The 18,587-nt window shown below is 42.3% G+C and carries 20 protein-coding genes; 10 read left to right on the top strand and 10 right to left on the bottom strand.

Features of this window, described 5'->3' with window-relative positions; all coding sequences use genetic code 11:
- Window positions 1-107: 107 nt before the first annotated feature.
- From ACWYVB_RS06250 to ACWYVB_RS06240, 3 genes are all read right to left on the bottom strand, one after another.
- The gene (locus ACWYVB_RS06250) at window positions 108-1,667 is read right to left on the bottom strand and encodes a methyl-accepting chemotaxis protein (protein ID WP_074189876.1); all 1,560 of its coding nucleotides are present in this window, start codon (window positions 1,665-1,667) and stop codon (window positions 108-110) included.
- A 345-nt stretch (window positions 1,668-2,012) separates the two neighbouring features.
- Window positions 2,013-2,363: a DUF3147 family protein gene (locus ACWYVB_RS06245; RefSeq protein WP_005392525.1), complete on the bottom strand. Its 351-nt coding sequence runs from the start codon at window positions 2,361-2,363 to the stop codon at window positions 2,013-2,015.
- Window positions 2,364-2,414: 51 nt separating this feature from the next.
- Window positions 2,415-3,491: a nickel/cobalt efflux protein RcnA gene (locus ACWYVB_RS06240; protein WP_457528378.1), complete on the bottom strand. Its 1,077-nt coding sequence runs from the start codon at window positions 3,489-3,491 to the stop codon at window positions 2,415-2,417.
- 137 nt (window positions 3,492-3,628) lie between these two features.
- On the opposite strand from ACWYVB_RS06240, the gene rcnR reads away from it, so the two are divergent.
- From rcnR to ACWYVB_RS06225, 3 genes are all read left to right on the top strand, one after another.
- Window positions 3,629-3,901: a Ni(II)/Co(II)-binding transcriptional repressor RcnR gene (rcnR, locus tag ACWYVB_RS06235; protein ID WP_046873754.1), complete on the top strand. Its 273-nt coding sequence runs from the start codon at window positions 3,629-3,631 to the stop codon at window positions 3,899-3,901.
- A 197-nt stretch (window positions 3,902-4,098) separates the two neighbouring features.
- Window positions 4,099-5,025, top strand: a complete 927-nt coding sequence (locus ACWYVB_RS06230) for a zinc dependent phospholipase C family protein (RefSeq protein WP_074189875.1) — start codon at window positions 4,099-4,101, stop codon at window positions 5,023-5,025.
- The gene (locus ACWYVB_RS06225; RefSeq protein ID WP_457528376.1) at window positions 5,022-5,450 is read left to right on the top strand and encodes a hypothetical protein; all 429 of its coding nucleotides are present in this window, start codon (window positions 5,022-5,024) and stop codon (window positions 5,448-5,450) included. Before ACWYVB_RS06230 ends, ACWYVB_RS06225 begins: the two co-directional genes overlap by 4 nt.
- A gap of 203 nt (window positions 5,451-5,653) precedes the next feature.
- Here the strand turns inward: ACWYVB_RS06225 and ACWYVB_RS06220 are convergent, their stop codons facing one another.
- On the bottom strand, window positions 5,654-7,285 hold the full coding sequence (locus tag ACWYVB_RS06220; RefSeq protein WP_258615155.1) for a hypothetical protein: 1,632 nt from the start codon (window positions 7,283-7,285) through the stop codon (window positions 5,654-5,656).
- Window positions 7,286-7,523: 238 nt separating this feature from the next.
- Between ACWYVB_RS06220 and ACWYVB_RS06215 the strand changes: the two genes are divergently transcribed.
- Window positions 7,524-8,084 (top strand): recombinase family protein, encoded by a 561-nt coding sequence (locus tag ACWYVB_RS06215; protein ID WP_025533367.1) that lies wholly within the window; start codon window positions 7,524-7,526, stop codon window positions 8,082-8,084.
- A gap of 177 nt (window positions 8,085-8,261) precedes the next feature.
- A complete protein-coding gene (locus tag ACWYVB_RS06210; protein ID WP_258615151.1) occupies window positions 8,262-9,206 on the top strand; it encodes a hypothetical protein in 945 nt (314 codons plus the stop codon).
- Between the two features lie 85 nt (window positions 9,207-9,291).
- Here ACWYVB_RS06210 and ACWYVB_RS06205 read toward each other — a convergent pair whose 3' ends face one another.
- Window positions 9,292-10,935 (bottom strand): recombinase family protein, encoded by a 1,644-nt coding sequence (locus ACWYVB_RS06205; protein WP_258615149.1) that lies wholly within the window; start codon window positions 10,933-10,935, stop codon window positions 9,292-9,294.
- A 40-nt stretch (window positions 10,936-10,975) separates the two neighbouring features.
- Window positions 10,976-11,317: a peptidylprolyl isomerase PpiC gene (gene ppiC / locus ACWYVB_RS06200; protein WP_256894035.1), complete on the bottom strand. Its 342-nt coding sequence runs from the start codon at window positions 11,315-11,317 to the stop codon at window positions 10,976-10,978.
- A gap of 214 nt (window positions 11,318-11,531) precedes the next feature.
- Here ppiC and ACWYVB_RS06195 point away from each other — a divergent pair, with 214 nt between their 5' ends.
- Window positions 11,532-12,446, top strand: a complete 915-nt coding sequence (locus tag ACWYVB_RS06195; RefSeq protein WP_005392519.1) for a chemotaxis protein — start codon at window positions 11,532-11,534, stop codon at window positions 12,444-12,446.
- Window positions 12,447-12,546: 100 nt separating this feature from the next.
- Here the strand turns inward: ACWYVB_RS06195 and ACWYVB_RS06190 are convergent, their stop codons facing one another.
- The 4 genes from ACWYVB_RS06190 to hutW form a co-directional block, all read right to left on the bottom strand.
- Window positions 12,547-13,083 carry an ATP:cob(I)alamin adenosyltransferase gene (locus ACWYVB_RS06190; RefSeq protein ID WP_074189872.1) on the bottom strand — a complete coding sequence of 179 codons (537 nt, stop codon included), beginning with the start codon at window positions 13,081-13,083 and terminating at the stop codon, window positions 12,547-12,549.
- 96 nt (window positions 13,084-13,179) lie between these two features.
- Window positions 13,180-13,710: a heme utilization protein HutZ gene (gene hutZ, locus ACWYVB_RS06185; protein ID WP_006742192.1), complete on the bottom strand. Its 531-nt coding sequence runs from the start codon at window positions 13,708-13,710 to the stop codon at window positions 13,180-13,182.
- 56 nt (window positions 13,711-13,766) lie between these two features.
- Complete coding sequence (gene hutX, locus ACWYVB_RS06180) at window positions 13,767-14,270, bottom strand: heme utilization cystosolic carrier protein HutX (RefSeq protein ID WP_047008487.1); 504 nt, start codon at window positions 14,268-14,270, stop codon at window positions 13,767-13,769.
- A gap of 29 nt (window positions 14,271-14,299) precedes the next feature.
- Window positions 14,300-15,670 carry a heme anaerobic degradation radical SAM methyltransferase ChuW/HutW gene (gene hutW, locus ACWYVB_RS06175; protein WP_258615147.1) on the bottom strand — a complete coding sequence of 457 codons (1,371 nt, stop codon included), beginning with the start codon at window positions 15,668-15,670 and terminating at the stop codon, window positions 14,300-14,302.
- Window positions 15,671-15,830: 160 nt separating this feature from the next.
- Here hutW and ACWYVB_RS06170 point away from each other — a divergent pair, with 160 nt between their 5' ends.
- Genes ACWYVB_RS06170 through ACWYVB_RS06155 form a run of 4 tightly spaced genes read left to right on the top strand, consistent with a single transcriptional unit; the run spans window position 15,831 to window position 18,586 of the window.
- Complete coding sequence (locus ACWYVB_RS06170) at window positions 15,831-16,580, top strand: energy transducer TonB (RefSeq protein WP_046873760.1); 750 nt, start codon at window positions 15,831-15,833, stop codon at window positions 16,578-16,580.
- Entirely contained in the window at window positions 16,580-17,278 is a 699-nt protein-coding gene (locus tag ACWYVB_RS06165) for a MotA/TolQ/ExbB proton channel family protein (protein ID WP_258615146.1), read from the top strand. Before ACWYVB_RS06170 ends, ACWYVB_RS06165 begins: the two co-directional genes overlap by 1 nt.
- Window positions 17,275-17,688: an ExbD/TolR family protein gene (locus ACWYVB_RS06160; protein WP_046873761.1), complete on the top strand. Its 414-nt coding sequence runs from the start codon at window positions 17,275-17,277 to the stop codon at window positions 17,686-17,688. The genes ACWYVB_RS06165 and ACWYVB_RS06160 overlap by 4 nt, the downstream gene beginning before the upstream one ends.
- A gap of 28 nt (window positions 17,689-17,716) precedes the next feature.
- Complete coding sequence (locus ACWYVB_RS06155; protein WP_258615145.1) at window positions 17,717-18,586, top strand: heme/hemin ABC transporter substrate-binding protein; 870 nt, start codon at window positions 17,717-17,719, stop codon at window positions 18,584-18,586.
- The last annotated feature ends 1 nt before the right edge of the window (window position 18,587 follow it).

The raw sequence follows: 18,587 nt of genomic DNA, 5'->3' as shown, positions 1-18,587 counted from the left end.
TAACTATAAAAACTGGCATAGTAGAGCAAATCGACATTCGATTTTCTCAAATAAAAAAGCCAGCAATCGAGATTTACTGGCTTTTGCAAAAGGATTTCCGTTGGCGTTTAAATTCTAAACGCTCCTACGTGGCGATCGAGAGTTCTCGATAATTCCGCAAGTTGTTGACTTGATTCTTCCAATTGCTCACTCGCCGTTAGCGCGTTTTTCACGGAGTGACTGACGGTATCCATATTCATGTTAATTTCATTTGCTACCGTCGATTGCTGTTCTGTTGCCGTTGCCACTTGAGTATTGATATCCAAAATAGTAGTAACTTGATCAGCAATTGCCTCTAGTGCTTGTCGAGCCAGCTCCGTTTCTGCAGTGCCTTCTTCAATAAGGGTTCTACTATTACTCATTGAATTAACCGCACTTTGGGCTTCGGTTTGCAACTGATGGATCATATTGTCAATTTCATCAGTGGATTGAGCCGTTTTAGTGGCAAGATTACGGACCTCGTCTGCCACTACGGCGAAACCTCGTCCGGCATCACCGGCGCGCGCTGCTTCAATAGCGGCATTTAACGCCAATAGGTTCGTTTGCTCAGAGATCCCTCTAATGACTTCGAGAATACTACCAATCGACTGAGTGTTGTCCGCAAGACTTACGATAATATTGGAAGTACTGTTCATCTCGTTTTCAAGATTCGTCATCGCCGTCTTGGTGCGTTCTAGCGTCTTGTAGCCATCTTGAGTCTCATTACTTGCCGTGCTCGCAGCACTTGCTGCACCAGCAGCATTTGACGCGATTTCGTTGACGGTCGCGATCATTTCGTTCATAGACGTGACAACCAACATGGTTTGCTCATTCTGCTCCTGCCCTCTTGCGAGCGCTTGTTGAGATTGTCCACGCAGCGCAACAGCAGAACCATTCAGCTCTACACCAGTATTTACAACTTGTGTAATGATTTCATGTACCTTGCTAACAAACACGTTGAACGCCGAAGAAATTTGTGCGACTTCGTCATTACCTTTTGCTGGCAAACGAACCGTTAAGTCTCCGTCACCTTTCGAGATGTCTTGCAACGCCTCCTTAAGCGCAGAGAGCGGTCGCATCAGCTTGTTGAGTAGAAGCGATAGAGCCAAAACACACAGAACGAAGATCACCACCATGGAAATCAGTTGGGAAGTAATAATTCCATTCGTCGCTTGGCTTACTTCTGTAATAGGAATACCAATATCAAACGTTCCGTACAACTGACCATTCACGTAGATCGGCGCCATGATATCAAACACCCACACTTTCTGGACATCGGCATACCACTTTGAATACTGTTGTACACCCTTGGTTGCACCTTCAACGGTGTAGTTATCATTGTAGGTTTTATTTAGCTTTTGCTTATCACTGTGAGCAACCGCCGTCACATTGCGATCAATTACGACTGCATAGCTTACGTCTGAACGTTGTTTCAAACCCTCAACGAGCGATTGTAAGTCTTGCATTGGGTTGGCTGAGTTCTCCAAAATATAACTTGCATTTCCTGCTAAAAACTCAGCTTGAACTTGGGATTTGTTTAAGATGATGTCATCGATTTTCTGACTCGAAATTAGGTACGTTGATGCCATACTTGCTACGACAGCAATACCAAACATGGCGCAAACGGCTAATATGATGATTCTTTTCATTTTAATTGTCTCGGTACAATTCAATGTGATGCTCACGACAGAGCGTTAAGCCTTTCGCCTCTTATAACCAACACAAACTATATTTTTAGCCTGTCTGGCAAAGCTAGACGTAACTTTGTAGCCACTGTATCTGCCTGATTACCGATAACTTTAGAATGAAGGAAGAAAAGTCTTCAAAACGTCACATTTCTACGAGGTTTGGCTGAAAGACAAGAGAGCAATCGCTAACTTAAAGTAAGCGGCCACACTAGCATCGAGCGTTAAAGAAAGAGTTCTAGTTAGAGCCTTGAAAATATAAATAAGCGAGCGCTTCGACCTATATTCTTACAATTCTCCTTTGCTCAATTAAGTTAATTCTATTCCAAACTCTTTGATAACGATGGTCACAATGAAGAAACAAACGATTGAAATAATGGCGCAAATTCCCAAAGAGAACCAAAACGAATATCGGCTCAGTAAGAAAGGAAAAACTAGAAACATCGGCAATGTAGGCAGTACATACCAAAAAGTATAAAACGCGTGGTTCGCGAGCTTTTCCTGACCTTGACCTTCAATATACATCCAAATCAAAGCTAAAATAGTGACCGTCGGGAGCGCGGCAATCAGCGCTCCCGCTTTATCACTTCTCTTGGCAACTTCAGATATCAGCACCACTATTCCTGCGGTTAACGCGTACTTAGTAATCATCCACAACATGAAAGAGCTACCTTTAATAAACAAAAAGCGACGTAATAATTACAACAGAGCTTAGCTCATTAACGTCGTAAACCCGTGCATGCCCATATACATACCAACGGCACTAATCAAGATCCCCGATAGATAAGGTGCACGACGAGCCACATCGTTCAAACCACTCCACTTCGATGTTGCTTTTTGAACGCCCACTGCCGCGACAACACCAACCGCAACTAAAGTTAACGCTAGACCAATACTGAACGACACCACCAAGGTTGCACCAAGTGTCATGGCCTTAAGTTGCAAACAAATGAGTAAAACAGTGACCGCCGCCGGGCATGGTATTAACCCACCCGTCAAACCAAACAGAAGTATTTGTCCATTGGTAACATCTCGATCGCCAAAGCGCTTTTGAATATCTAGAGCGTGAGCACGCTCATGAGCGTCTTGGTACTCTTTATTCTCACCTTCCGAGTGGGAATCCGCATGAAAATGCACCTCGAAATCGTGGGTGTGATCATGGTGCCCGACCATCAACGTGACGAAAAAATCATCAGAGGCTTCAATACAGGAGGCGGATTCCAAATAGCCATCGCGCTCAGTAAAGTGATAAATATCAGAAGGCTGCCTGATTGCGTTAGGTAGCACTAGTTTAACGTTTTCAGCCGTTAAAGGCTTACCGTTAAGTGTGCGTAACTGAAAACGGCAGTGATGCCCTTCTTCTACGATAGAAAGCGATAGATGCCCATGACCAGTATCGACAACTTGCGTTCTCCAGTCTCGAGCTTGCTTATGAGCTTTGTGCCAAGCTCGCTCATCGCTCCACGTTCTCCAGAACATCCATAAACCCGTCGAAACGATAATTACCCCAGAGATAAGCTGCATCCATGGCTCCGCAGCTTCTGCAGTAAATCTTTGACTTATATACATCCCACCCGCAGCAATTATCCATACGATCGCCGTATGGGAAAGCGTTGCAGCCAACCCCAACATCACCGCCTGCTTCACTGTTCCTTTTACGGCCACAATAAACGCCGCCATCATCGTTTTTGAATGTCCTGGCTCTAATCCATGTAACGCTCCTAATAAAATGGCGCTGGGTATAAAAAACCATCCATTACCTTGTTGTAATAATGCGACAAAATCCATTGTTATTCTCAATATGCTCTTCTAAAGTTGCCCCAAACTATACTCCCCCCCTAGTATTAAATACTACCCCCCAGTATAAGATAAGTGCTACATTATCAGTTAGAATCTCGCAGTCAGTAACTTAAAGAAGATAAGTCATGTCCCATACAACCAGAGATCAAAAGAAGCTCAATACCCGTGTCAGCAAAATACAGGGTCAGGTGAATGGTCTCAAAAAAATGCTGGAAGAAGAACATGAGTGCCAAGATGTGTTGCAACAAATCGCTGCAATTCGAGGGGCTGTAAATGGCTTAATGAAAGAGGTGATCAAAGGCCATCTGATCGAACACGTCGTATTGGAGGAAGAATTAGAAAAACGTGAAGCTGATATGGAAGTTGTACTGAAAGTGTTGGACTCCTATATCAAATAACACGATTTCATGAATTTTTTGAAGTGCCATTATCGAATTTCATTAAAATAGATAACGCACGTCCTAAGGCGATAATTTGCAAATGCCTCGCTCGATATCCAACACATAAACATTTATTTTTTATAAGACTCGAGTCGCAACGAACATATTGTCTGCATAGTAAACTCCATGCATTTAAACTGTACATGGAGGTTACTATGCCTGGTGCTTTCGCACATATCACAGCGGTAAATGAAGCTTCTGCTAATAATGCATTGATGAAGTTAAACATACCTCAAGAAGCAAAAAAGGCTTTAGCTCAAAATAAACGGTATTTAGAGCTCGGTTGTGTGAGCCCCGACTATCCTTACCTTGCTCTAATGAATTCTGCGCAAAATAAATGGGCAGATAAAATGCATTACAACCACGTTGGTAAGCTAATTGATGCTCTTATTCAGCATGTAAAAGCCGCAGATAACGAACACTTTGAAAAAACCTTCTCATGGTTATGTGGCTTTGTAGCACATGTAGCAACCGATATTACTCTTCATCCTGTTGTTGAATTAAAAGTGGGCCCTTACGCAGAAAACGCCCAGCACCACAGAATTTGCGAAATGCACCAAGATGCTTATATTTGGCCATCCAGGATGCAACTCGGAAGTATTGGCCTTGCAGATAGAGTCAGAGAAAACATCGGCAGTTGTGTGGACCAGATTAACAACAACCTAATAGATCCAGTTATTCGTACTATTTGGTCTAGTGCCCTTTCAGCTACTTACCCTGAATATGCTAAAGAATGCGAACCTGACGTAAACGTCTGGCACGAAGGATTTCAATCCGTTGTGGATAATGCAGAGGAGTCGCATCGCTTATTTCCTTGGGCGAGGCATGTGGCTTCTAAACTAGGGTTAACTTACCCACTTCCAAACGAAGTTGATTCTACTTATATTCAGGATTTAGAAACGCCAGATGGTATTAAGCACTACGATGAAATTTTTGATAAGGCGATTAAGACAATCCAAATATTTTGGGAAAAGCTGGCAGCTTCCATTTATGAAAACCAAGACACTGGCTTTTTTGAAAATTGGAATTTAGACACTGGTCGAAATGAAAACGGACAGCTTAGTGCTTGGGGAAATCTATGAAGCTAATCATCGTTATAACCCTTCTTCTCTCATTGACTTCTTGCGCCACCAAATCTCAATATTCTGAAGAAGTCATGTTTGATATGGCCTCGATTTTAAAAGATGTAGCCCAAGCTGTTGACGGTGAGCTCAAGTTTGGAGAAACAGCAGGACTAACAGAGAAAGAAATATTCGAAAATGCGATGTCAGCTAATCCAGCTCAAATCACCAAACTCTCACAGTTAGCTATCGATGGAAACATTTCTAATTATCGAATTCTTTCAGAGTTTCAAGGTAATAATGCAGTTATGTTGATATGTGACGGGGATACAGCACTAATGAAAGATGCAGGTTGCAACTCAGAATTTGATAAGATCTATTGGGACTCCCCAAAACCTTACTCATGCCAAATCAAACTTGATGCGGCATCTCTTTGTACTGATTAACAGTAGGGAAAATAGAGGAAATTTATGAGTAATACATGGCTTTAACTTATGCCTGTCATGTATTACTCACAATATGCAGAAACAGGTAATATTTAAAAAGCTCAAGCTTACCTGTAAGAAATCACTACGTTCTGTAAAGCACCTTAGTTAGGTTTCTTTAAAGACATAACCATTTTCGTGATGGGAATCACAAAGTACTTGTCCTAGTTTTCAACTGCATAGGACAATGACGCCAAGTAAAGAACGGAGTATAAACATGACGTAAGAACTTCTCTAGGAAGAGTATTGACTGACAAATTGAGTTCATCATCTTTATAAGAGTGATGTGCAAAGTAATTTCTAGATGTTACGAATTTAAGTAGCTGTGCAAAAGAGTATTTCATAGAAGGAGACCAAGCCTTACCAACGGAACAACGGTCAATACTTTCAAAAATATCGTTAGGCTTGCTGTTAAGCTTTGTCATAGCCCACTTATCATTATTGGTCACACTGCAAAGTACTTTTTTGTCACTCTCTGTTTCAACCTGATTTGATAATTCAGAAAGTACATCCTTTAGATTGTTCTTTTCATATGAAAAATTAGAGTAAATTAGGTCTCTGATTATAATCTCTGTTCTAATTGTAAAAATAAGCAAACAATCAATTATTCTAGGTTGAACTAAATGTATACTATCCCTATTATTTATTGATTCATGAAGGTCATAAAAAGAGCGCATCCACGGATAAAAGCTGTTTAAACCTTCTAACTTTAAATACAAAGCATCTAACTCTATCTTTTCATTCAGCCACTTGTTTTTTACTGGTTGAACATAAATTGGAACATATCTGGTAAATGATTCTCTAAACTTGATTTCTTCAAAGTCAAGAACATCTTTTAGTGTTGAAAAATATCCAGACTGACGCCCACCATGAGACCATTTATCAAACACATCGTGCTCAGATAGACCAGCAGAGCAAAGCCACTCAAACATATAGTAGATATCTTTTTTCAACTCTCTCAATCCAAAATTATAGCTGTTTAACTCACTACTTTTTGCCAAACCTTCCCAGTGCTTATAAAGCGTTAGTAAGATTGTCATATCTGACTCTAAATCGTCTCTAGTCGCTTGTAAGTGCTCCAGAACAAACGAAGATACTTCTCCATAAGTGCATTGTATGTCAGCCCTAGACAGAGCAAACCTTGAAGCAAAGGCTCTGTAAGTAGCTACTCTTTGAAATGTGCTTGAATAATTTAACACCCAATAATCATTCACTCTCTGATATTCAGCTTCAAAGTATGGCTTACCTTTTTCTTGAGCCAAGTACCTCTCAATAAATTTACAATTATTTACGGTCTCAAATAGAATATAGGCTCTCCAATACGAGAGGTAGAACTCACAAGGCCTATACTCCCTACCATTTCTATGGCTCTTAGTTACTAGTGGATTAGATGGTCTAGATTTGAGGCTACCAACAAAGCTATCAATTAATATTGTGTCGTACGGATGTAGTAAGTCAGGAAGCCCCTCATCTTCAGTGCTAATTATATGTATATCGGAGTATGTAGCCCCTGTAGCCTTCGTAGCTTCTGTACTTTCAATACCTCCTAAGTGAGGATAACTTTCCCACTCATTGAAGTATTCTTCAGGAATATCAATAAATAGCTCATAATTTTTATCATTAGCTCTGATTAAATCTATTAACTTTATGTTGTATGGAAGTTTATTAATTCCAAATGTTTTTTTTATATAGTTGTAGAACTTTCCGGAGCACATCCCACTGTGAATATAATGAGCCGATATATTGAGATAATTTAAGTAATAGTCACTTTCACTATATCTGATGCTTCTATACATTAGTACCTAACCTGACATTTTAACTAGACAAAAGTATCGTTAACAAACTACATACGCTTCATAATTCTAAGTATTCAGTTTAGCAGTATTTTGGTCAGACATGAGAAAAGACAGTGTATCCATTAGGTATACCCAAACGACTACGGTCAAACCTTGATCAAACAGTACCCAATAGGATTGCCTTTGATTTATGACCACAATAAAATCTAACGCATCTAAAGTTAAACGGGTACACCTAATGGCGCATATAGCTTATCTACGAGTTTCAACTATTGAGCAGAATACTGAACGTCAACTGGCAGACTCAGGCATCACCTTCGATAAGAGCTTTGTGGATAAATGTAGTGGAGGGTCAACTAACAGACCAGCCTTAGCAGCCCTTAAAGATTATGCACGTGAAGGAGACACAATTCATGTCCATAGTATCGACCGTCTAGCTCGTAACTTGGTTGATTTGAAGCAGTTAGTAAATGACTGGACTAGCCAAGGGGTTAGCATTAGATTCCATAAAGAGAACCTAAGCTTCAAAGCTGGTGGCTGTGACCACATGTCTGAGCTGATGCTTAACATGCTGGGTGCCGTAGCTCAGTTTGAGTTAGCAATGATTCAAGAAAGACGTCAGGAAGGCATTGAGAAGGCTAAAGCAGCAGGTAAATATAAAGGCAGACCAACAAACAGTGAAAACCACCTACGTATCCACCAGCTGCGTTCTAAGGGACTATCTTTGCGGAAGATAGCCTCTCAGGTAGGTGTATCCCTGTCTACAGTGCAAAGAGCTTTATCAAAGAACGTAACTTAGTAACTGTACAAAAATCTAAAAATTCAATCACACATTGTTTATAAAAATAAGGATACGCAGCAATAGAAATCAAATAGTTGTACTCCAGCCCCTCCCCCCTTATTCAGATACAAACCGAACAGAGAAATAATCACTAAGTAATCATATATAGGTACCAAGACCACTATGAATCAATTCATGGCAGATAGCAGATTTGAGTATTTAGACCCTCGTACTCTCATACTAGATCCAGCAATGCAAGCCCGTGACGTTGAACTCATACAAGACAAACGAGTACGTTCAGCGCAAGAGATCAAGCAAGAGAGCCAAAGCAAAGAGATTCTTGAAGACCTTCGTAATGGACAGCCTATAAGGCAGCCTATCACCGTTTTTGTGGTCGATGATAAGTATTATGTAGTGGATGGTTTCCATCGTACTGGAGCTTGCTTGGAGTATCTTGCAGAAAACCCAAATACTGAACTAAAGATTAACTCACGAGTGATATATAACCGTACTTACATTGAAGCGTTTTCAGCAGCTCAAGACGCCAATCAGTCACATGGTGTAGGTGTTACTCATGATGAAATTATGCAGGCTAAGTTCCGCAAGTTAATTGTAAATAAAGAATTTGACCTAAGTGTATCTCAAGTAGTAAAGGCCGTGGGTTGTAGTCGTGGTCAAGCTGCGCATATTGCTAGAGACTTAAAGGCTTGTGGTGAAGCTCTAGGTGATAACATCTATATGAAAATAGTAGATTTAGAGAGCTTTGTTGAACGCCTTAGATTTTGTCTGGAGAGTAAATATCACTTACCGAGCAATTGTTGGGACTCTAAAGGTTTTCCTAAGATCAGACGTCTCTCAGATGCAATTACTGGCAAAGATAATATGTCAAACCTAGACGATGAAAAGTGGGAGCAGCAACAGATCAAAGATGTCTCAAACAGTCTCAGTCGTCTCATTACATTTTACGGAGAGGATATCTTTAGGGAAGGCTTACGAAAAGTAACTAGAGGTTCACAACTAGGTATCTCTATATCCCAACGAAATAAGTGGCTAGAGCAGGTTGGTTCTATAGAAGGGTGTATTCAAGACAAAAATGACAGAATTAAAGCACCTGACTTAATCGAAAACTACGACTTTTAGAAATAACGTTGTGAGCTCGTAAGCCTTATGCCACAAGGCCTACGGGCTCATTTAAACAAAGATGTACACGTGTGTACAATGAGAGTTACTTAGGTGTACACAACAGAGTATTACTAATCTCGTTTCTTTTGGCGTCAGTAGCAGGAAGCAATTCAAAAGTCTCTAGACCATCCTTACTCTCAAAAAGTGCACCTTTGAGACTATGATCACATTGAATACTTACAAGCTCATCACCATCCTTTCTATATATCTTTATATACCGATACTCTTCTTTCTTATCTGCATGCATTTCTATTTTGCTCAAGTACCGTCGTAAAACTTGATTGAGCTTTATTCGACCATCTATATCTTTAGTACTATCAATGAGCTCTAGAAAACGGCCAGTTAACATTTCAGAATCTTGTTTTTGAATGACTAACTTACCTTGAGAGGTCTCTAGTTCTGTTTTGACATTAGAAAGTTGCTTCTCAATGTTCGTGACTGACGTTTTTAGCTCACGAAATTTACTTTGTAGCTGATCGTTTAATCCGAGTGCAGCAATGGCATTTATCGTATTGTCTAATTGTCTTCTGGTATCTTCTAGAAGGAATGTTAGTTCTCGTTCTTTAGCATTCAACTCTTTGATATTGTTGTTGTCCTGACTACCCATAACTTCAAGGATAGGTAAGCGGCGTAAAGCAAAGAGAACGAAGGAAGACAGCCTGTAGAAGTTCCAAGGGCTATCAAAACAACTAATGCGATATTGAAGACAACGAAGCTGGTAATATCTTTTTCCTTTAACGCATGAGCTCACAATATGCATACCTTCACCGCATGAACACCGAAGTAGACCAGCAAAGTAATTGCGCATCTCTTTTCCCCTGCGCCCTTTTCCTGCACCACCTTCTTTTAAGACGGCTTGTACTTCATTAAACTGGTCTTCATCAATAATCGTAGGGTAGTAGTTTTTTATAGCCTCGCCTTCAGGCTTCCCATTTAAGGTTGGTTGGTACTCACCAAGAACTGCACGATATTGAAGAATTCTGGATATACTTCTTGGATACCACGCTCTACCAGTTAAAGGCTTCCGGCCTTCCTCTGTTAAAAGACGACCAATCCTAGGCGTGCCATACCCATTAACGTATAAATCAAATATTTTTCGAACGGTTTCCACACGTTCAGGAATAAGCTCAAATGCGGTTTTATCTTGATTGACACGCAACCAACTAGGACAGCGTCTCGTGATAATTTCTCCAGTAAGACGAGCCTTTTCACGAGCCTTTGCCTTAGCGTTCAGAATCATTTGGCTTTTACGTTCTGACTCCTCAAAGGCTCGCTGGGCACTTAAAGCCCACGCCATTAAATCCATTAGAGGATTATGAGAATCAGGTTCGTATAACTTACTATCGGTGAATGTATAAATGCTAATACCACTAGCAAGTAGCTGCATTAGAAGTGAGACCGCACGCTGGACACCAGCACGGGAAAGACGGTCAACGTTTTCCACTATCAGAACGCTGCCTTTCTCAATATAGCCGTCTTCGACACATTGAAGAAACTGGCTTAAGGCACCAGTTTCAATATTTGCACCTTTCCAACCACTGACTCCAAGATCAGAAAAGGTCTTTTCACTAAGTGACCAACCGTGAGCTAGAGCAGCTGCCTGTATAGCCTCCCACTGACGCTCTTGACCATAACCTTGAATTTGTTTTTTTGAAGAAAGTCTTACATAACTATACGCTGTGCGCATAACGCCCTCCTAAATAACAAGGGCGGATTCTAGAGTTATGTCATAACCGATACAATACTTTTACAACATGCCAGCCGAACTTGGTTTTGACTAGATGTGGCGTCAGAACCTCGCCAGAAAAGCACACTTTGTCGAACTGAGGTACCATTTGACCACGGCGGAACTCACCAAGATCACCACCGCGCTTACCTGACGGGCAAGTGGAATACTTCTTCGCTAGTGTCTGAAACTTTGCGCCTTTTTTCAGTTGCTTGATAATGTCTTCTGCTTGCTCTTTGTGCTTCACAAGAATATGTAATGCGGCTGCTGTATTTGCCATTGATCTATCTCTCACTATTCTGGTCGCGCAAGTGTACCCAATCCCTTTTAACACGCCAAACATTTCTTGTTTATACCTAGGCGGCTTCAAGGTTCAAATACATGGGACTATAAAACTTTCGGCATAACAAGATTAAAATACAACCAAGTTTTGCTCAGTTAATCACTATTCTTTAAGAGATTGTCTAAAAAGCTCACATTTGTCTCTCCGATGGTTGAAGCCTTCGTCTGATAAGATTAGATTAGACACAATTCGGTGGTATTTATAAGGTTATTTCATGGCAAAAGTCGTTAGTAAAGCGAATCAATCTCAGGGCATGTTGATGTTCAAACTCACCCTGCAACAGAGTTTCGCGATAGGCACGCTAAAAGTCCGTGAAATCGTTCCGTATATGCCAACCACGAAGATCCCTTACTCGCATCATCACGTCATTGGCACCGTTACAATACGTAACTTAACAGTGCCTGTGATCGACATGTCAGCGGCTGTCGGCTTTCGTCCTATCAGTGAAGAAGAATACAAGAATTGCTACTTGATCGTGACAGACTGTTTGCGAACCGTGGTCGCCTTTATGGTTCGTAGTATTGAGAAGATCATTGAATGCGATTGGAAAGCCATTGAAACCCCACCAGCGAGCGCTGGGAAAAATATTTTCGTAACAGGTATTACTCGCTACGAAGACAAAACGGTTCAGATGCTGGATGTAGAACTGCTACTTTCCAAAATTTATCCGCAATACGAAAACTCAAAGATCCCGATGCTGACAGATGTTGAACGTGAGCGCCTAAAAGCATTAAGCATTCTTTTGGTGGATGACTCTTCCATCGCTCGTAAACAGCTGTGTGATGCTCTTGATAGTATCAATATCGGATACCAAATTTGTAAAAATGGTTTAGACGCATTAGAGCTGATGAAAAGCGAGGCTGAGGCTCATCGACCAATCGATATTTTGGTCAGTGATATTGAGATGCCAGGGCTTGACGGCTACGAGCTAGCATTCGAAGTACAAAATGACTCCGCTCTTAATCACTCATACCGCATTTTGCATACATCGTTATCGAGCGAAATCTGTGTAGACAGAGCTCACCAAGTTGGCGCACACGAGGCGCTTGAGAAGTTCAATGCTGGTGAACTGATTGAAGCCATGCTGCGCGGTGCAAAAGAACTAGAAGCCAAAGCTATGGCTTCTTAACTCTAAACTAAACAGCCAAGAAGCAAATTGTCGAATATGGTGTTTTGCGGCCATTTTTTCGCGCAGAAGCTTTGATGTTTGCAGCTGCTAGTTTCTCAGGTCACTTCTTTGGCATCGAGTAACTACGAGATACAAACTCTGTCTCTTCGACTTGATTGATGTGATTAATATAAGAAGCCAAGCTATAAAGTACATTCGCCAATAAGTTCGCGTAACGAAATAGAATGGGGGCAGGTTGCTTCTTACCTGCATGTTCGATCGCAACTAATGCTCGTACCGTTTTTTTAGCTTGGCAACGGCACAAATGCAATTGACTGGATGCAGGGTGCCCTCCGGGTAGAACGAAACCTTTGAATCCACCATCAATGCGTTGCTTAAGCAAGTCATAATCTGCCTTTAGCTCTTCAACTTCCGCTTCTGTAATCGCTAGCTTTCCGCGAACCGAACCATTTAGGTGATAAACATTAGGCTGCATTCTTGTCAGTATATCGCGGCTAAACTCGTCCAGATCCATCGCGAGAACTAAACCAATACGACTACAAAGTTCATCTGCCGTGATTTCAAAGTCACAAACCGGACTGTCCTCGTAAATAAAGGGATAGCAAATCTCGCTCAATTCCTTGCTCACAGGCTTCATGCTTTTGTTCCAATATAAAAAGGGAGCCAGTATAACCTAACTCCCCTTATGCGTTCATTATTCCGAATATTCGATATTTACATGACCGGTTTACAATCAAGCACTTTCGATTTTCTTGTGACCTTCTTGAAGGTGAACAAAGTCCACTAAATCGTCGCCAGAGACTTGATACGCTTGACCAAAGCCTTTAACAAACAGTCCCGATTCTGGCTTTAAGTTAAACAACACGAAATCCTCTAGTTGGCTGAGACCATCAATTATCTCCCCAAAACGTTCTTTCATTTGTCCAACAACTTGGTGCCACATCTCCGTGTCACGCTCAACCACATTTGCCACAGCATCAAAAGTTAAGCGCTTACGAGCAAACAACTGCTTTGAAGATTCTTCATCTTCGATCATCATCAAAGAAACGTTTGGGTTTTCTAGAAGGTTACGAGCATGACGAGCGATTTTAGAAATGAGTACGAAGTAGCCTTCCTGATTTTGGACATAAGGCGCGTAACTTACATTAGGGCGACCTTCTGCATCGACAGTTGCAAGCTGAAGCGTACGACGCTCCTGACGAAACTCTTTGATCTCTGGCCCTAAACGACCTTGCAAACGCTCTTGTTTAACTTGTTGATCCATAATGATACCTGACTTTACTAATTAGTATTCGAGTTGAGCCTCGATTATGTTTGTGATTACTTTTTCAATTCGGCTTGTAAGGCGCGGAATGCGGTGACTTGATCTTCAAGTAGCTCGCGCTTTTCGTTACGGCCTAAATAAACTTTGAAAATATTGCTTCCGCACTCAGAGAAAAAGCCAAAATAGTGACTCTCTCTACCCATAAACGGTTTGCTGACCAACGCTACATTTTTAACATTATCTAGCTTCAAGTGACCGTGTAGCTCACCTTCTCTGCCCATTAAATTGTAATAGCCACGCGCCACTTTTCCCTTTGGGAATGGCGCTTTGACTTCAAAAATAGAGCCAAAAGAATGAACAATAGTCGTCACCGGGCCGAAACCAACCAAACCTTCTAGAATGCTTTGTGCTTGCGCTCCTGGAGCGATGGCCACCATTTCCTGCGGCAAAGCCGCAACAACCTCAAATTCAGAAATACCGAGACGTTCTGCCATCGCTGCTGGCAATAATTGCGGTTCTTGCTCTAGTAATGCTTCAACTTGTTGTTTGATTGATTCCATATGTTTTCCGTCTTTTTTCAATTTTTTCATTAATTATTGGATACTTTCGGTACGGTTTCGTTCATCTCTGACGTAAGTACCTGAATACAACCTTGAGCCAATGAAACAGCCCAGAAACTACCAGCAAGAGTAAGAAGTAGGCTGCGTTCATGCAGTTCCACTAAACCTTTTTGCTGCCACACTTTAAATAGGGGTATTAAAAATCCGAACGTGTCCTCCCCCATAAACGATGGCAGTTGGTTTGCCTGAACGATACCGCGATCAAACCCGGATTTGAGTGCAGCAAATAGTGGCTCTAGAGGGCTTTGCTTCATCATCATAGCGATGGTGCTTTGCCCTTCTTTGATGGCTTTAATATAGGTCGCCAATGTGCGATGTTGCATCATTCCGTAACCACCGATATTACCTCCAGCGCCACAGCCAATTGGCAGTACCTCTGCATATGTCTTGGCTAAACTGTTGTATAAACTACGTTCACGGTTATCGATTGCCCAATGGTTCACACTCAGTTGCTTCATATGGTGTTTGGCCATAAAGTTCACACCAAGCTCATACATGCCTGCTTTTTCTGGCGTGGTAGCTGGTGGGGGGATTTTTCCTTTTTCTACAAGGTTAAGCATGGGTGCTGAACCACCGACTACCAACTGATATAAGTCCAACCCGTGTGCGCCAGTCGAGAGAAAATCATTTAAATCTTGCTCTAACACTTCTTTGGTTTGATAAGGCAAGCCGTAGAGTAAATCGATAATGACAGGAATTTTGTCATCGTTGGCAATCTCGCTAACTCGCTTTAGCACATCTTCTCTATCATCTAACCGTTTCGCGCTGCGACGCACTTGTGTATTAAAACTTTGTACACCAAAAGAGAAACGATTAAATCCACCGTCGAGAGCGCCTTGGTATAGCTCATCAGAAAAACGGTTGATGCGACCTTCTAAGGTGATTTCACAATCCGCAGCCAAAGGAAAGTGCTCATGAATCGCCTGACCTAACACGCGAACCTGTGCTGGAGACAGATCCGTTGGCGTTCCACCACCGATATACACAGCATGGAAAATACCGTTTTGTGTCCAAGGCAATGCAGCTTTCTCCTTGAGCTCCTGCATCAGTGCGTCAAAGTACTCATCAACCAGTGCGCGGCTCGCAGCATTTTGAAAGAAGTTACAAAAGGTGCAACGTACGCGACAAAATGGAACGTGAATATAAAGACAACGTTTATTGGTCGCTTTAACCGAGTTAGCGGTAACGCTTGAAAAAATTGCCTGTTGCTGAGGTGGAGGTACAGGCACGCTCGCTCCGCCAGCGTGTGCCGAATGTTTCTTAACAAAGGCAAATCGCAATGGGTCAGGGCTATCGCTTCCCAACACTGATTCGTCAAATTTATCGATATCGACGCTCATATATACTCGCTTAGCTCCCACCATATAAGGGGTAGAGGCTCGTCTTTAAAAATCTGCAAGAATCATAATTTGAGCGTAATGATAATGCAATTGATAATTGATCTTATTTCGGTTGTGAGTAATAATCTGCTCAAGTTTTCATAGTTTCCCGAGATATTCCGTGAACGTACAAAGATATGTCATTGCAGGAGGTGCTTCCCTTGCCATCCATGCCGCACTTCTTTTTGTTTCTCAAGAAACGAAAGTGTTCGCGATGCCTGCTGGAAATCCAGCAAGTTCGGTAAGTTTAAACCTTGTATCGGCACCACCACCTACCGTCGAAAAATCCACGCCAGAAAATGTGGCGCCACCAAAAGAGCCGCAGCCTCAGGAGCAGCCTGAGCCAGAAAAGAAGATCGTAAAGAAACAGGTCGTTAAGAAAGACGCTGTTAAGAAAAAGGTAGTGAAGAAAAAAACAGAGCCGGTTAAACAATCTAAGCCTAAGACGGTGGAACCAGCCAAAGCCATAACAAAACAAGAGAATCAGCCCGAAGCCAAACCGAAGAAAAAAACGGAACCGGCGAAGAAAGAGATGGTCGCTCAGCAAACCGCGCCAGCGAGCCAATCCAAAGGGGCAACGTCTCAACCTATTTTGGTCGACAAACCAACGTTTGTGAATCAACCAACTCAGCCTCGCTACCCAAGATCTGCACAAAGACGCGGTATCGAAGGCGTAGCCTTATATGAAATATGGCTCGATGAAAATGGCAATCAAATTAAACAGGTTTTGATTGAGTCTTCCGGCACAGAATCGCTGGACGCCTCAGCGCTTCGTGCCATCAAACAGTGGCAATTTACACCACATATTTCGGGCGGGCTAAAAGTGGCTCACCGAGTACAAGTACCTGTTCGTTTTAAGTTGGATGGATAATGGAACAACTACAAGAATTACAAACTCAACTTGGCCTAATGACATGGCCTTTGATCATTTGCTCAGCCCTCACCGTCATGATCATTACCGAGCGGTTATTCCACGTTTTGATTAGCCTTGGCGTAGGGAAACGAGCCATTCGCCAAAAACTCATTGGGTTAGACCCAACGAATGGAAACGATCTTGAGACGCTTGCAGAAGAATTGTGGCATAAGCGACCGCTCCTTTATCGTGGCGTTGCCATGTTGCTTGCCCATCACTCTTTCTCAAAGTCTCTAAGAGAGGATGCCGCAGGCATTTGGCTGCAAGAAAAACGTCATCAGCTGCATTCTGGCCTTCGCTTACTGACGTTGATTGGCGTAATTAGCCCTTTGATTGGTTTGCTTGGTACAGTACTTGGCTTAATTGAGATGTTCAAAGGCATCGCTGTCTCAACGGGGAATATCACCCCGAATGATTTGGCAGACGGTCTAGGCTTGGCCATGCGCACTACTGCAGCAGGCCTTATTATCGCCCTTCCTGCGATTTCAGGAGCACAAATCATTGGTTTGTGGGCGGATCGTGTGATCGCCAAACTCGAACACACATTAAACTATGTCAACTTATGGCTTGAAGGTATCTCTCTGCAACACGTGTCGCCAGACAATTCAACATTAGCAGTGCGCTCTTCTGCAAAGGTCGAGGCAGAAGCACAATGATTAAAACGCCAAAAGACAACACTCGTAACGACTTAACTCCTGATTTAACACCGCTGTTGGACATCATTTTTATCGTAATGGTTTTCCTGATGTTAACTGCAGCGGTCAAGCTCGATTCATTAGATGTCAATTTACCGAGTACAGAATCTCAGGCCGTTGCAGATGTCGATAAGCAATCCATCACGGTAAACATTCTTAAAGACGAGCCTTACTGGGCCATTAACGGCAAGACATACATCGATTGGGACAACTTTACCCTCGCGCTGCTAGAAGAGAGTAAATCAAGCGATAAACCGATTGTGATTGGAGCAGAAAAAACCGCGAACATTCAGTCGCTAGTTCAACTTCTCGGCTTTTTACAAGAAAACGGAATTCAGGCAACTCAGTTACTCACTGAAGAGCCATCATAAAAATAAGTAAGATAGAGATCCTTTCAAAATGAAGAACACACGTGCCACCATTCATGCTGTTGTTACGGCAGCCATTTCCCTACTTGCGAGTAGCCAACTTTTTGCCAATGAAACACCATCATCAGAGCGTGTTGTTAGTGCAGGCAGTGCCGTCACAGAACTGTTGCTTGAACTCAACGCCAAAGATAGCTTGGTTGCTATCGACGTAACCAGTCAGTTACCAAAAGGCATGGAGCTGCCTAAAGTAGGCTACCATCGCCGCCTTTCAGCAGAAGGGTTGCTCGCCTTACGTCCGACAAAAGTCATTGGCTCTGATGAGATGGGACCGAAAACAGCATTGAACCAATTAAAAGCGGCGGGTGTAGATGTAGAAATCGTCAATACCGATGCCAACGTTGACGGTCTTTACCAACGTATCGATCAAATTGCGAACCTTATGAATCGCCAGGCTAAAGCGGAAGATTTAAAGCAAGATGTGAAAGCGCAAGTTCAAGCACTCAATGCAAATCAACCTGCTCAAGCTCAGAAAAAGAAAATACTGTTTCTACTCATCCATGAAGGTCGACCTGCGAACGTTGCAGGATCAGAAACCACACCCGATGCAATTATTCAGCTAGCAGGCGGACAAAACCCAGCTGCTGACCAGTTGTCTTCTTACAAGCCTTTATCCACAGAAGCCATGGTAGAGATGCAGCCTGACGTTATTCTCGTTAGCGGTCGCAGCTATGAAACGCTGGGCGGTGCCGATGCGATTTTAAAAGCAATGCCACTTCTCGCCGCAACACCTGCGGGAATGAATAAAAATATCATCACGATTGACGGTCACTCCCTTGTTGGTGGTTTGGGTCTTAAAAGCCTTGCAGAAGCCGAGCGTTTGAATGCGCTGCTTTACCCATAGA

It is taken from the genome of Vibrio sp. JZG10 (assembly GCF_054064075.1).
This window is presented reverse-complemented; position numbering and strand designations above follow the sequence as displayed.

Excerpts from the sequence above, each read along its gene's own strand:
- ACWYVB_RS06250 (WP_074189876.1), bottom strand. The coding sequence starts at position 1,667 with ATGAAAAGAATCATCATATTAGCCGTTTGCGCCATGTTTGGTATTGCT.
- ACWYVB_RS06245 (WP_005392525.1), bottom strand. The coding sequence starts at position 2,363 with ATGTTGTGGATGATTACTAAGTACGCGTTAACCGCAGGAATAGTGGTG.
- ACWYVB_RS06240 (WP_457528378.1), bottom strand. The coding sequence starts at position 3,491 with ATGGATTTTGTCGCATTATTACAACAAGGTAATGGATGGTTTTTTATA.
- rcnR (WP_046873754.1), top strand. The coding sequence starts at position 3,629 with ATGTCCCATACAACCAGAGATCAAAAGAAGCTCAATACCCGTGTCAGC.
- ACWYVB_RS06230 (WP_074189875.1), top strand. The coding sequence starts at position 4,099 with ATGCCTGGTGCTTTCGCACATATCACAGCGGTAAATGAAGCTTCTGCT.
- ACWYVB_RS06225 (WP_457528376.1), top strand. The coding sequence starts at position 5,022 with ATGAAGCTAATCATCGTTATAACCCTTCTTCTCTCATTGACTTCTTGC.
- ACWYVB_RS06220 (WP_258615155.1), bottom strand. The coding sequence starts at position 7,285 with ATGTATAGAAGCATCAGATATAGTGAAAGTGACTATTACTTAAATTAT.
- ACWYVB_RS06215 (WP_025533367.1), top strand. The coding sequence starts at position 7,524 with ATGGCGCATATAGCTTATCTACGAGTTTCAACTATTGAGCAGAATACT.
- ACWYVB_RS06210 (WP_258615151.1), top strand. The coding sequence starts at position 8,262 with ATGGCAGATAGCAGATTTGAGTATTTAGACCCTCGTACTCTCATACTA.
- ACWYVB_RS06205 (WP_258615149.1), bottom strand. The coding sequence starts at position 10,935 with ATGCGCACAGCGTATAGTTATGTAAGACTTTCTTCAAAAAAACAAATT.
- ppiC (WP_256894035.1), bottom strand. The coding sequence starts at position 11,317 with ATGTTTGGCGTGTTAAAAGGGATTGGGTACACTTGCGCGACCAGAATA.
- ACWYVB_RS06195 (WP_005392519.1), top strand. The coding sequence starts at position 11,532 with ATGGCAAAAGTCGTTAGTAAAGCGAATCAATCTCAGGGCATGTTGATG.
- ACWYVB_RS06190 (WP_074189872.1), bottom strand. The coding sequence starts at position 13,083 with ATGAAGCCTGTGAGCAAGGAATTGAGCGAGATTTGCTATCCCTTTATT.
- hutZ (WP_006742192.1), bottom strand. The coding sequence starts at position 13,710 with ATGGATCAACAAGTTAAACAAGAGCGTTTGCAAGGTCGTTTAGGGCCA.
- hutX (WP_047008487.1), bottom strand. The coding sequence starts at position 14,270 with ATGGAATCAATCAAACAACAAGTTGAAGCATTACTAGAGCAAGAACCG.
- hutW (WP_258615147.1), bottom strand. The coding sequence starts at position 15,670 with ATGAGCGTCGATATCGATAAATTTGACGAATCAGTGTTGGGAAGCGAT.
- ACWYVB_RS06165 (WP_258615146.1), top strand. The coding sequence starts at position 16,580 with ATGGAACAACTACAAGAATTACAAACTCAACTTGGCCTAATGACATGG.
- ACWYVB_RS06160 (WP_046873761.1), top strand. The coding sequence starts at position 17,275 with ATGATTAAAACGCCAAAAGACAACACTCGTAACGACTTAACTCCTGAT.
- ACWYVB_RS06155 (WP_258615145.1), top strand. The coding sequence starts at position 17,717 with ATGAAGAACACACGTGCCACCATTCATGCTGTTGTTACGGCAGCCATT.